Consider the following 12,792-nt stretch of genomic DNA (forward strand, 5'->3'; position numbering starts at 1 on the left):
AAAATTAACTAAATTGTTAAGAAAAAAGTCATTACAGGCACCATTATGCAAGCCATCATAGTATTTCTAGGTATCCCTACGATGTTAACATACAATCCTAGAATTGTTGAAACAACCAATATTAATAATCCTAAGTATCCTGATAATATATAAGTCATTATTGTTATTAAGCTAAGAACTATTTTCACTACGGATTCATATTTTATTTTTTTCATTATTTTTAAGAATTTTTCCGCGCATTTCTTTGCTGAGAAAACACTTATTCCTCCGCTTATCATCGCCGCAGCTATAAGTAATGATGTTTCAGGTACTTGCCATAGTTCTTTTACTACGATTACTGCACCGTTTCTTGCCTTGCCTAATACGCTTAGTGCAGCTATGGACATGAAGAAATTAACTGTTGTTATACTCCCCATCATTATTAAGAAATTTTTAGCGTCTGACTCTTTTGAGAATATCGAAGCTATTCCCGCGGCAGTGCTTGATCCTAGTCCTGGAAGAATAGCTGTGATGAATCCTGACGCCGCGCCTAGCATAGAATTCTTTATTCCTGTCTTAATGTTTAACTCCGTTTTTTTTGTTAATTTTTGTTCCGGCATCACACTTTTTTCTTTTAAACTAAATATTAGAGTCGAGCATCCAAATAATCCTGAAAGTAAGGGAAATAAAGGATTTTCTATTCTTGAATTTAAAACCATCACCCCCAATATTCCTGCTGTTACATAAGTAAATAATGCTTTTCCTTTTTTGTCAGTTCTAGAAATTATGAATATACCTGCTATTAATAATAGTTCAGGTATGTGTTTTGAAGCTATTGGATAAATTATGTTTATTATTTGTTCGAAGAAATAATAAAAAATGAAAGAAATTATTAGTCCGAATAAAGATCCTATTATTGTTAGTTTTACTGCTTCTAATCCTTTGCCTTCTAAGAATAATCTGTGTCCTGGTAAGACGCTTAAAGCAGAACTTGGTTCTGGCGCTCCTAAAAAAATACTCGGAATAGTACTTACGAAGCTGTGTGTGATCGACATGCTTATTATGAAACAAGCAATTGATTCTACTCCTGCTATTCCTAATAATTTCGCGGAAATAGATAAAAGCATAACCGCTACTAAATTAACATGTATTCCTGGAACTAAGCCTGTAAAAGTCCCAGCGATTATCCCTAGTAGCGTAGCTACTAGTATTTCTGTGAACATACTTTTATTTTTTTATTAAAGTTTATAAGTTTCTGTTGTTTAAAATCGTATGTTTTTCGAGGACTTATTGTTTGTATGCTTTTATTATGATTATGTCTTCTGTTGGCCAGTCTTGGTGTCCGTTTCTTGTTGTTGTTTGTACTTGTTTTATTTGGTCTACTACGTTCATTCCTTCCGTTACTTTTCCGAATACTGCGTATCCTGGGTTTCCTGGTGCGTAGTTTAGGAAGTTATTGTCTGCTACGTTTATGAAGAATTGGCTCGTCGCGCTGTTTTCTGCAGGTGTTCTTGCCATAGCTATTGTTCCTTTGTTGTTTTTTAGTCCGTTGTTTGATTCTAATTTTATTGGCGGATTTGTTGTTTTTTGTGTTCCGTTTGGTAAGAATCCTCCTCCTTGTATCATGAATCCTGGTATTACTCTATGAAATATTAGTCCGTCGTAAAATCCTGATTCTACGTATTCTATGAAGTTCTGCGTTGTTATTGGTGCGTTTTCTTTGTCTAGTTCTATTTTTATGTTTCCTTTATTTGTTTCTAATATTATTATTGGATTCATTTCATTTACCTCTTCATTATTTGTTTGAATTATTTTAAAAAAGAAAAAGATTGCTATTATTATTGTTATTGCTATTATTACTTTTTTTGTTTTGGATTCTTTTTTGTTATGTTTTTTGTTTTTTGTTTTTTTCATTTTATTATTTGGTTTTTGGTTTTTATTAATAAAATTTTTGGGCGTTATTTATTATTATTGTTTTTTATAATAGAAATGCTTTTATATTAGAAGGTTTAATTGTTGTTGATGGAAATAAAGATTGATACTTCTAAGGATTCTAAAAAAGACATAGCTAAGGTTATTGGTTTGTTGCAAGATTTGATTAATGATGATTCTGCTAAGAGTGTTTATGATGAAACGCCTGTTCAGGAAAATGTTGGTTTTTTTGATAGGGATTTGAGTATTTCTGAGAAGCCTAGTACTATCAAGGATGATTTAGATAGTGATTTGTTTAGTGTTTTTGATTCTGATTCTTCTGATACTAAATCTTTTAATGAATCTAGTTCTGATCTTAAACAAGATGTTCCTACGCCTAGTTCTTCAAGGTCTGGATTAGATTTAGAGTTTAAGGATGATTCTAAGCCTAGCACTTCTAGTTCTGTTCCTAGTTATCATAGTTTTGATTATTTTGATAAACCTAGATCTTCTAATATTGATAATTCTAGTTCTGTGAGTTCTAGCGCTAGTTCTAGTACTAATTCTAGTTCTTCAAATTTAAGTACTTCTGATAATAGTAATGATGTTAAATCCTCTACTAAGTTTAGAGATCCTAATACTGATTTGTTTAGTATTTTTAATTCTGGTAGTAATTCTGATAATAAAGATAAAAGAATTATTCCTTATTAGTTATCCTTTTATAACTCCTAAGGGTTTAAGTTTCGCTATTAGTATTCCTATTCCTGCTTTGTTTGATATTTGTACGACTTCGTCTACGTCTTTATAGGCGAGAGGGGCTTCTTCTGTTATTCCATTCATGGATGCTGCTTTTATCATTATGTTTTTTTCTTGTAGTTCTTTTTTTATTTGGTTCCCGGTCCATTTCTTTTTTGCTGCGAATCTTGATAGAAGTCTTCCCGCGCCGTGTGCTGTGCTTCCGAAGCTTTCTTTCATAGAATTTGTCGATCCTGCTAATACGTAACTACTTGTACCCATGCTTCCTGGTATGAATATTGGTTGTCCTGTTTCTTTGTATTTTTTAGGTAATTCTTCATGATGTTTTGGGAACGCTCTTGTTGCTCCTTTTCTATGCACTAGTACTTTTTTTGTTTTTCCATTTATTTCGTGTTCTTCTATTTTCGCGATGTTATGTGCTACGTCATAAACTGTTTTTAGTTCTATTTCTTTTTTGAACACTTCTTTAAATGATTCTCTTACTTGGTGCGCCATTATGTGTCTGTTTGTCCATGCGAAGTTTGCCGCTGCGCACATTGCTTCGTAGTAATCTTTTCCTAATTCGCTGTTTATTGGAGCATTTATTAAGCTTTGATCTGGTAATTCTTCTTTATTGTTTTCTTCCATTTTTCTTATGTAATCAGAACATACTTGGTGTCCTAGTCCTCTTGATCCACTATGTATAAGTATCATTATTTGTTTTTCTTTGTTTATTCCGAATTTTTTTGCGATTTCTTCATCGTATATTTCGTCTATGTATTGTATTTCTATGAAGTGATTTCCTGATCCTAGTGTTCCTAGTTGTGATTTTCCTCTGCTTCTTGCTTTTTGTGAAACTTTTTCAGGATTAGCATTTAACATTTTTCCGTTGCTTTCGCACATTTCTATGTCTTCTTGTGTTCCTATTCCTTTTTTTACTGCCCATTCTGGTCCTTGAGTCATTACTTCGTTTAGTTCTTGGTCATTAACTTTGAATATTGATTTTTCTCCTACTCCGGGAGGTATTTTTTTGAATAAGACTTCTAGCAGTTCAGGAATTTTGTTTTGTATTTCTTCTTTTGTTAAGTTGGATGTTAATAGTCTTACTCCGCAGTTTATGTCGTAGCCTATTCCTCCTGGGCTGATTATTCCTTTTTCTAAGTCGAACGCTGCTACTCCGCCTATGCTGAATCCGTATCCTTGGTGAGCATCAGGCATCATTATTGAGTATTCTTGTATTCCTGGTAGACAAGCAACGTTTATTCCTTGTTTTAGTGAGTCGTCTTCCATCATTTTTTTTAGTAGTTCTTCTGATGCGAATATTTTTAGTGGAACATTCATATTATTGGTTTTTTCTATTACGTACGAGTATTCGTTTATTTTTTTAGGATTCATGTTTTTGCCTTTTTTATAAATCGTGTACTATTTGTATTACGTGTTTATTTTTTTCTTGTTTTATTTCCATTTCGCTATAAGTTATTGCTTTTATTGTTGAGTGAACTTCGTAATTCTTTGCGTAGTCACCTATTAGTTCCGTTGTTAATTCATATTCTTCTTGGTTTTCTTTTATTTGAAGATTATTCGTTTTTTTTATGAGTAATTGTTCCGTGTCTAATAAAAAAAGTATTTCCTCTAAGAAATCATAAAGTAAAGCTTTTTTGTTTTTTGCTTTTATTTTTATTTTCTTCGTGATTTTTTCTTTTATTAGTTCCGGATTTGTCATAACTGTGGTTGTTGCTATTAAAGCGTTAGAGAATGCTTCTTCTATTGTTTCTCCGTACGCTCTTATTTTTGTGTCTGCAGTGTGTTCTAAGAACTCAAATTTTTTGTTCATTAATACTTGGAAGTCTTTATTTTTATTAAAATGTTTTTGATTTTTACAAATCTATTATTCTTCCTTTTGGTCCTACGTTTATTATTTTTGTTTTATCTATGAATTCTTCTAGTCCTTGTGCTTCGTGTACGTGGCTACATAATACTATGTCTGGTTTAAATTTTTTTATTGCTTCGTGGACCGCTGTGCTTCCCGGTACGAATTTTGAGAATTTTTCCATTTTGGTGTTTGCTGGATGAACGTGAGTGACCATTATTTTTTTGTTTAAATAAGATATTCCTTGGTGTGCTTTTTCTAACGTGTTAAATATTTCATTTTCTGTTAATCCGTGTATTCCTATGTTTGCAGATCCGCATCCGAAGAATCCTATGTCTTCGTATTTTACGCCGTGTCCATGTATTAATTTAGCTTTGTTTATGTATGATAAGAAGTCTGCTGATGCTTTACTTTCGTGATTTCCATGTACGAATATTGTTTTTATGTTTTTGTCTTTAAATGGTTTTAATACGTTTTCTAATGAGTCTTCTTCTATTAAGTCTCCGCATAGTATTACTAGGTCTGCTTTTTCTTTTTGTGCTTTGTTAGCTAGTGTTTGTGCTAAGAATTTGTTTCCGTGTATGTCTCCTGCGCTTAGTATTCTCAAATTAGAACACCTTATTTTTTTGTTCTTTCTTTTATTTGTATTTCAGGAGTTACTAGGTTTATTATCGTTGAGGGCACGCTTTTCTTTTCGCCTTCATATATTATGAAGTCTACGCCTTTTTTTACTGATTCATTCAAGTCATCTAATGACGTCATGAAGTTTTCGCCTGTGCTATTGGCGCTTGTTGATATTATAGGGACTTCTAATTCTTTTACTATTTCTGAGAACCAATTGCTTGGTATTCTTACTCCTAAAGTGTTTATTCCTTGTGTTACGTTGTGTGCTACCGCGTTTTTATTTTTTAACTTTAGTATTAGGGTGAAGCAGTGTTCTTTTCCGTTTATGTCTAGTTTTTTTCCTAGTGCGTCAAAATATTTTTTTTGTTCTTTATTAATTTCGCAATTTTTTTGTATCCATTCTTTTGATGGTGCTATTACTGAGAATGGTTGTATGTTGCTTTTTTTGAGTTTTCTGATTTTGTCTACTAATTCTGGTTTTGTTGCGTCGCAACCTATACCGTATATTGAATCAGTTGGATATATAAATACTGATTCTTTCATTTTTTTTAGGTATTTTCTCTTGAAATTTGTTAATTCTTCTTTGTTTATTACTTGCATGTGTTAGGGTAACGAAAACTTATTTAAAAAGTTATTTGAAAAAAAATAGTTTATTGTTTTTTTGGTTAATTTTTTGTTTTTTTTTACAAAACTTTATATTGTTTCTTTATGTTCTTTTTGTTATGATTCCTTGGATTAATAAGTATGCGCCTGTTTCTTTGAATGACGTTGTTGGTCAGGATAAGCAGTTGGAATTATTGAAAAAGTATGTTGTTAATTTTGAGAGTAGTAGGAAGCCTGTTCTTCTTTATGGTGGTACTGGTGTTGGTAAGACTGCTAGCGTTGTTGCTTTTGCTAATGATAATAATTTTGAGTTAGTGGAGATGAATGCGTCTGATACTAGGAATGCTGAGTCTGTTTCTTCTTTGTTGTCTAGTGTAGTTAATCAAGTTTCTTTGTTTGGTTCTGATAAGCTTATTCTTGTTGATGAAGTTGATGGGTTGTCAGGTACTAAAGATAGGGGTGGTTTGCAGGCTTTGATTAAGATTCTTGCCGTTAGTAAGTTTCCTTTTGTTATTATTTGTGAGGATGCTTATTCTGATAAATTAAAGCCTTTAAGGAAGATTTGTGAATTGGTTGAATTTGATTCTTTGTGTGTTGATGATATTTTGGTTGTTTTTAAAAAGATTTGTGCTTCTGAGGGTATTGTTTATGATGATTCTGCTTTGACTCAGCTTGCTAGGATGTGCGGTGGTGATTTAAGAGCTGGTATTAATGATTTGCAATCTTTGTCTTTAAAGGGTTCTCTTAATGATGATGATGTTTCTTTTCTTGATTCTAGGGATTCTGTTCAGGAAATCGAGGATGCTTTGTTTAAAGTTTTTAAGACTTTGAATGTTGATGTCGCGTTAGGTGCTTTTGATAATGTTTCTGAAGATCTTGATAAAATATTTTTGTGGGTTGAGGAGAATATTCCTTATGAATATTTGAAGCCTAAATCTTTAATGCTTGCTTATGATAATTTGTCTTTGGCTAATGTGTTTTATGGTAGGATTAGGAGGTGGCAGTATTATCGTTTTTATGTTTATTGTTATAATTTGTTGAGTGCAGGTATTGCGTTATCTAAGGATGAAAAGAATCCTATTTCTGTTAAGTATAAGCCTTCTTCTCGTTTGTTGAAGATTTGGATTTTTAATAATTCTGTTGCTAAAAGGAGAAGTATTGCTCAAAAAGCAGGTCGTATTACTCATACTGCTTCTAAGAAGGCTTTTTCGAGTGTTGTTCCTTTTTTACAATTAATGTTTCACAATAATCATGGAGTTAATTCTTTTGTTAATGAGTTTGATTTGTCTGATGAAGAAGTTACGTGGTTAAAAAAGAAAGTTTAATTCATAAGAATTCTAGTTCTACGCAGAAATAATCTGATGAGGGATATTCTTCTGTTATTGCAGGTACTAAGTTTAGTTTTTTTAGTTCTTTTGCTTTTTTTTGTATTAATTCATAATGTGTTATTAGTCTGTTTCTTTCTTTGTCTATTGTGAGTTCTTTTTCTTTGAATATTTTTTTGGTTATTAGTTCTTTTTTTATTTTTGTTAGTTGTTTTGTTTTTTGTTCTTGGTTTTTTCCTTGTTCGTATTTGAATCCTGGTTCGTGTCCTCTTATGTATATTGCTCCTCTCATTAGTAAGTATTCGTTTGTGAGTTCGTCTGTTTCTAATTTAGTGTTTTTTGCTCTTCGTTTTAGTCTTTCTCCTACTTGTACTTGGTTTTTTAGTTTGGCTGTGCAGTAATGTGCATTCATTTTTAGTTGTGAGCATTTTTTTAGTAGTTTTAGTGCTAATTCTTGACTTCCTTTTACTCCGTAGCTAGTATTGTTTTTTCTTTTGTATTTAGTCATGTCATAATGATTCGTGTCTGTGTCTGACAATTCTAATTCGTTAAGGTTGAGAAAATGTATTTTGTTTTTTAGAAAATTTATTAATTTCTCTGTTTGTTTTTGTTTTCCTGGTATTACAGGTATTTCTACTCCTGTTTTCCATGAAAATTTTTTTGCTAGTTCTATTTTTTTCCAGTTCTTGTCATTTTCTAAGTCTGGGTGAAATCTTATTTCGTCTAAGCCTGCTTTGTATAATTTTTTGAGTTTTTCTTCAGTTACTAAGTCTAGTGATGTGTATAGGTGTATGTGAAAGTTTTTTCCTAGTTTCTTTTTTAGTTGTTTTATATATTCGCAAGTTCTAGTTATTTTTATTAAGGGATCGCCTCCTGTTATTCCTGCTCCTTTTGCACCTGTCATTTTCGCTTCTTCGAATAGTTCTTCTGGTTTCTTAGGATTTTTTATTTTCCATTCGTTCGCATAGATTTCGTCGTGAGCGTATTTTTCTGAGCTTATAGGGCAGTAGAAGCATTTTCTTGGACATAGTCCTGTTATGAATAATACTAGTTTTTTTCCTTGAACGCATTGTTCACATCCTTTACAGAGTTTTCCTGTTTTGTACGAGTTCCAGGATGTTTCTTCATAACTTTTATTCATCATTTATTCATGATTCTTGTTTTTATTAAAAATAATTGCTTTTTTTATAGCACTCTTCTATACATAGTGTTTGCTAGAACCCATTCTATTATTAGAAATAAGAATACGAGTATAGGTGCCCAGTAGTACAAATTATGATTTATGTATGCTCTGTTTGTTTCAAGAGTTATTTCGTTTATTACTGTTTGAATATCATTTGTTGTTTCTACTCTGTGATATGTTCCTCCTGTTTCTTCTGACATAAGAATCATTATTTCATCGTTAAAACTTGCAGGTATTTGATAGTATTCTGGTAGAAATCCTAGAGGTCCTGCTTCTGTGCCTATTGCTATTGAGTGTATAACTACTTGGTTTTGTTTTGCGTAGAAAATTGCTTCGTCCATTGTTCCTGTTATGAATGATCCTGCGTTGTCTAATCCGTCAGATATTATTATTAGCATTTTTCCTTGTTCTGGTTTTGATTCGAACAAATTCGTAGCTGTTATTATTGCTCCTCCTACGTCTGTGCCTCCTATTCTGAAAATCTCTGTTTGGTCTAAAGATAATAGTAGTTCTGTTTTTTCTTGTGTGAATATTCTTTGTATTTTGCTTACTCCTGCGAATGTTATGAGTGCGTACTCAGGTCCGCTCGGCATATTATTTACTAATTCTGATATTATTGATTTTGCTGATTCGAATCTTGATGATCCTATGTCTGGTGAAGTCATTGAAGCGCTTGAGTCTAATGCGAAAATTATGTTTACGTCGCTTCTTTCACCCATCACCCATATTGTTGCTCCTGATACCGCTATTATTAGTACAAATATTGTTAAGCATCTTATTATTAAATGGGTTAGATTGGCTGTTATTATGTTTCCTTTGTTCATTCTTTTTAGTGCTTGAATATTTGAGAATATTAGTGCTTTTCCTCTGGATCTTTTTAAGAAGTAGTAGTGTGCTATTATCATTATAGGTATTAAGAATAAGAACCATAAGTATAACGGATTGTTGAAAGTAACGTACATTCTACACCTCTTTTTAAGCACGTGTTTGACTTATTTATTTTATATTCTTTTTTTGTTTGTGTTTCTTTAAAAACATTTTGGTTTAGTTATTTGGTTAAAGCAAATTTTATAAATAATACGTTGTTTTCGAGAATTGTCGCCTCTGTAGCTCAGCGGTAGAGCGCTACCTTGGTAAGGTAGAGGTCGCGAGTTCAATCCTCGCCAGAGGCTTTTTAATTTTTAATTCAGAATGCTAAGACAACTTGATTTTTCTATTTTTATAAATTTTAAAAAAAATAAAAAAAAGTTTTATTTTACTAAGGATAGACCTTCTGTTGTTTTTATTCTTAGTATGTTTTCTTTGTATGTGTCGTATTGGTTTTGTGCTTCTCTAAATATTGGTCTTGTCCAGTTTTGACTAGAGTTATATTCTTTTATTTCTCCGTGTTTGTCCATTATTCGTACTAAGTCTAGTTTGTGGTCGTTCTTTTTGTTGTCTACGTATTGTATTACTGATCCGTCTTCTCTTTTTACTGTTAGTACATTCCCGTATACTTGGCTTGTTTTTGGCATTCCTAAGTACTTGGTTCTTGATTTTATGAACCCCGGTGTTCTTATTGCTTTTTTGAACATTACTTCTTCTTTTACTATTTCTCTGTTGAAGTCGTAACTAGATGTTTTAGTACAGCTAGGTGTGCTTATTGCTAGCATACTACCCGCGATTATTGATAATAGTGTTTTTTTGGCTGACATTTTTGTTTACCTCTGTTTTTATGAAAGTTAATCACATATATAAATCTTTCGTTTTTTAATTACTTTATAGTGGTAACTCAATCGTTTTGTTGGTTTTCAGTCCAGAACTAAATGAATTAATTGACCCAGAATGATAACTAAAAAAAACAAGAACGCGTATTCATATTTTAAATCAATAAACAAAGACATCATTAAAAAACTTAGAATGGCTGAAATTACAGATGTTAAAAACATTCCTTTAAAGCTATGAAGAACCCCTCTATGCCTAAACTTTTTTCCTTTAAAAAAACTAAGCATTAATCCTGTTAGCCAAGAAACTAACGCGAACGGTAAAAAAAATTTGAATATCCATGAATTAGTTTTGTCTGCGTCAGGTAATAAAAGCCCCGCGAAGAACAAGTACAAAGAAATTATTGTTACCGCGACGTTTTGTTCAATTATTGAATACAGTTTTAATCCTAAGAATAAATCAAATAACATTATTGCGAATAATACTATTATTCCTGATATTAAGTGGTTTTTTCCTTTCATTTTTAAGTAACATAAAAGTTATATATGCTTTTTAATTATTAATATAATGGTTTGCCCTTGTCCTTATAAAAGTTGCAGTAATAACAATGATTGTGATGCTTGTAAATCTTATCATCACGGCTTAGGTCAAAAGACTTATTGCGAGAAACAAAAATAAGCTTAAAAAAAGCCTCTGGGGGGAGTTGCACCCCCGACCTCGAGATTACATTGCGACTCGGTTTTTTTCCGATTATCGATACAAGTCTCGCGCAATAGCTACTATGCTACAGAGGCATGTATTTTTGAGAAACCTTGATGTTTTAAAAAAGTTTCTACTCAGCAAGTTCGTTGTTAGTTTCATTATTTTCTAGAAATAATATTATGTCTGTAGGGTCTTCTATTTGTTTTTTTAAAGTAAAACTTTTTGTTATTTTTTTTATTAGTTCTTCTGTGTTTCTTGCTTTTTTTAGCATCGTTATTATTATGGTTGCTTCCTTTTTTGCTGTTTTTTTTATTTCTTGTAAAACTTTGTTTAAGTCGTGAAAGTGATGTATTACTGTTACGCAGAGTATTAAGTCGTATTGGTTTTCTTTTGTATATTTTTCTAGGTTTTCTGCGTAGTCATTTATTGTTTCGAATTTTCTTTTTTTTAGTCCTTCTTGTAACATTTTTTTAGATGGTTCTAGACAAGTTACGTTGTTGAAGAATTCTGTTGATATACCTGTTCCTGCGCCTATGTCTAAGACGTTGTGAAATTCTTGAGTTAGATTATTTTTTATTGTTGTGAGTTTTCTTCTTTGTTCTTCTCCGTGTAATTCTTCGTATCCTTTGGAGGTTTCTTCGTAGTATTCATAATCTTTTTTTTTGTTCATTTTCTTATGAGAATTAAAAAAAATAAAAAAAATAAAAAAAATTATAGGTCGTTCAGTGTTAGTAGTGCTACTGAGCTGTTTATTTTAGCTTTTGCTTCCATTCCTACTAAGAATTTTACGCTTGCTCTTTCTGAAGCTGATACTAAGTCTTTATCTATTGCTCCGTCAAATACTATTGCGTAGATTCCTGTTGCTAAGCTTTTTATGGTGCTTTGTAGTTCTGTTACTGGCACTTTTCCTAGTATGTTCAATTTATCATTCAGGATGTAAGCCCCTCTTGTTCCTATCAAGTCTTCTAGCATTTCTGAGAATTTTTTAGATTCTGCAGGTGTTGGCTTTGATGGTTTTTGAACTTCTTGTGGTTTTTGGTAGCTCGGTTGTGGTCTTGTTTGTGTTGTTGGTTGTGATCTTCTATCTCTATTATCTCTTTGGTCTCTGTTGTTTAATATTTCTTTTTGTTGATAGCTCTTTTTTACACTTGCCACATCTGTATTGAATGCTCCTGAAGATATGTCTAGTCTTGCTTGTTCGGCAGTTATTCTAGATCTTAAGGCTTTGTGTATTTCTTTTTTTGCTAGTTCTTCCACTTCTTTTCCATCAGGTGCTCTGCAAACATAATCTAGTTCTGCAGAAGATAATAGTTCTTGTACTATTAGCATTCCACCTCTATCTCCGTCTACGAATACAGTCATTGTTTTTTCTTTACTAAGATCAATTATTGTTTGTGGTACACTGGTTCCATTTAGTGCTATAGCGTTTTTGAATCCGTGTTTTAGTAGTGTTAGAACGTCTGCTCTTCCTTCTACTAATATTACTTCGTCGCTTTCTGCTATTCCTGGTCCTGCTGATAGTTTTTCTCTTCCGAATTCCACTATTTCCATTACTCTAACGGATTGTGATACTTCTTCTGATAATTCTTGAGAGTCAGGCATGGAGTTGTACATTAAATCTCTTAGTAATTCTTTTGCTCTGTTTATTACTGCTTCTCTTTTGCTTATTCTTATATCTTCTATGTTGCTAACTTGTATTTTTGCGTTGCAAGGTCCTATTCTTTGTATTATTTCTACTGCTGCAGCCACTATGCTTGTTTCTGCTTTATCTAGACTACTTGGTATTACTATTTCTCCGTTTGTTTTTCCTGATTTTGTATCTACGTTTACTTCTATTCTTCCTATTCTTCCTGATTTTTGTAGTTCTCTTAATTCTAGGTCCGCACCTAGTAATCCTTCTGTTTGTCCGAATATTGCTCCTATGACATCAGGTCTGTCTACCACGCCGTCTATGTTTATTTTTGCATGAATAATGTATTTTGCAGCAACTTGTGCTATTTTTGCCATTTCTATTCCTCCTTGGTTTCTGTTTTTTCTTTTCTATGTTAGTCAATAAAAATTTTTTTAGAACAAGAATTAAATTGTTAAGTTCTTAAAAGTCTTTTTTTGTTTGGTCTGTTTTTACACAGGTCAAGGACTTTTAAGGCTTTTTTTCA

At 32.1% G+C, this 12,792-nt stretch carries 14 protein-coding genes and 1 tRNA gene; 3 read left to right on the forward strand and 12 right to left on the reverse strand.

Annotated features, from left to right (window positions below):
* Nucleotides 1–8: 8 nt before the first annotated feature.
* Together KO361_01250 and KO361_01255 are read right to left on the reverse strand one after the other, a co-directional pair.
* Nucleotides 9–1,202 carry a tripartite tricarboxylate transporter permease gene (locus KO361_01250; GenBank protein MCC7574197.1) on the reverse strand — a complete coding sequence of 398 codons (1,194 nt, stop codon included), beginning with the start codon at nucleotides 1,200–1,202 and terminating at the stop codon, nucleotides 9–11.
* Nucleotides 1,203–1,266: 64 nt separating this feature from the next.
* Complete coding sequence (locus tag KO361_01255) at nucleotides 1,267–1,758, reverse strand: peptidyl-prolyl cis-trans isomerase (protein ID MCC7574198.1); 492 nt, start codon at nucleotides 1,756–1,758, stop codon at nucleotides 1,267–1,269.
* 243 nt (nucleotides 1,759–2,001) lie between these two features.
* Here KO361_01255 and KO361_01260 point away from each other — a divergent pair, with 243 nt between their 5' ends.
* Nucleotides 2,002–2,601, forward strand: a complete 600-nt coding sequence (locus tag KO361_01260) for a hypothetical protein (protein MCC7574199.1) — start codon at nucleotides 2,002–2,004, stop codon at nucleotides 2,599–2,601.
* On the opposite strand, the gene KO361_01265 is transcribed toward KO361_01260, so the two are convergent.
* From KO361_01265 to KO361_01280, 4 genes are read right to left on the reverse strand one after another with little or no spacing between them, the layout of a single operon-like run.
* A complete protein-coding gene (locus KO361_01265) occupies nucleotides 2,602–4,020 on the reverse strand; it encodes an RtcB family protein (GenBank protein MCC7574200.1) in 1,419 nt (472 codons plus the stop codon).
* Nucleotides 4,021–4,033: 13 nt separating this feature from the next.
* On the reverse strand, nucleotides 4,034–4,459 hold the full coding sequence (locus tag KO361_01270) for an archease (protein ID MCC7574201.1): 426 nt from the start codon (nucleotides 4,457–4,459) through the stop codon (nucleotides 4,034–4,036).
* 43 nt (nucleotides 4,460–4,502) lie between these two features.
* Nucleotides 4,503–5,102, reverse strand: a complete 600-nt coding sequence (locus tag KO361_01275; GenBank protein MCC7574202.1) for a metallophosphoesterase — start codon at nucleotides 5,100–5,102, stop codon at nucleotides 4,503–4,505.
* Nucleotides 5,103–5,113: 11 nt separating this feature from the next.
* Complete coding sequence (locus KO361_01280; protein ID MCC7574203.1) at nucleotides 5,114–5,719, reverse strand: Sua5/YciO/YrdC/YwlC family protein; 606 nt, start codon at nucleotides 5,717–5,719, stop codon at nucleotides 5,114–5,116.
* Between the two features lie 122 nt (nucleotides 5,720–5,841).
* On the opposite strand from KO361_01280, the gene KO361_01285 reads away from it, so the two are divergent.
* Nucleotides 5,842–7,047, forward strand: coding sequence for a replication factor C large subunit (locus tag KO361_01285; GenBank protein MCC7574204.1), 1,206 nt, complete (start codon nucleotides 5,842–5,844; stop codon nucleotides 7,045–7,047).
* 1 nt (nucleotide 7,048) lies between these two features.
* Here the strand turns inward: KO361_01285 and KO361_01290 are convergent, their stop codons facing one another.
* Entirely contained in the window at nucleotides 7,049–8,191 is a 1,143-nt protein-coding gene (locus KO361_01290; protein MCC7574205.1) for a radical SAM protein, read from the reverse strand.
* Between the two features lie 41 nt (nucleotides 8,192–8,232).
* Nucleotides 8,233–9,192: a VWA domain-containing protein gene (locus KO361_01295; protein MCC7574206.1), complete on the reverse strand. Its 960-nt coding sequence runs from the start codon at nucleotides 9,190–9,192 to the stop codon at nucleotides 8,233–8,235.
* Between the two features lie 138 nt (nucleotides 9,193–9,330).
* On the opposite strand from KO361_01295, the gene KO361_01300 reads away from it, so the two are divergent.
* A tRNA-Thr gene (locus KO361_01300) sits at nucleotides 9,331–9,402 on the forward strand.
* Between the two features lie 78 nt (nucleotides 9,403–9,480).
* On the opposite strand, the gene KO361_01305 is transcribed toward KO361_01300, so the two are convergent.
* From KO361_01305 to KO361_01320, 4 genes are all read right to left on the reverse strand, one after another.
* Nucleotides 9,481–9,924 carry a hypothetical protein gene (locus tag KO361_01305; protein MCC7574207.1) on the reverse strand — a complete coding sequence of 148 codons (444 nt, stop codon included), beginning with the start codon at nucleotides 9,922–9,924 and terminating at the stop codon, nucleotides 9,481–9,483.
* Between the two features lie 96 nt (nucleotides 9,925–10,020).
* Nucleotides 10,021–10,455, reverse strand: a complete 435-nt coding sequence (locus KO361_01310; protein MCC7574208.1) for a metal-dependent hydrolase — start codon at nucleotides 10,453–10,455, stop codon at nucleotides 10,021–10,023.
* 311 nt (nucleotides 10,456–10,766) lie between these two features.
* A complete protein-coding gene (locus KO361_01315; protein ID MCC7574209.1) occupies nucleotides 10,767–11,306 on the reverse strand; it encodes a class I SAM-dependent methyltransferase in 540 nt (179 codons plus the stop codon).
* A 41-nt stretch (nucleotides 11,307–11,347) separates the two neighbouring features.
* A complete protein-coding gene (locus tag KO361_01320) occupies nucleotides 11,348–12,643 on the reverse strand; it encodes a DNA primase (GenBank protein MCC7574210.1) in 1,296 nt (431 codons plus the stop codon).
* Nucleotides 12,644–12,792: the final 149 nt, after the last annotated feature.

Source organism: Candidatus Woesearchaeota archaeon, assembly GCA_020854775.1.
Lineage (GTDB): Archaea > Nanobdellota > Nanobdellia > Woesearchaeales > 21-14-0-10-32-9 > 21-14-0-10-32-9.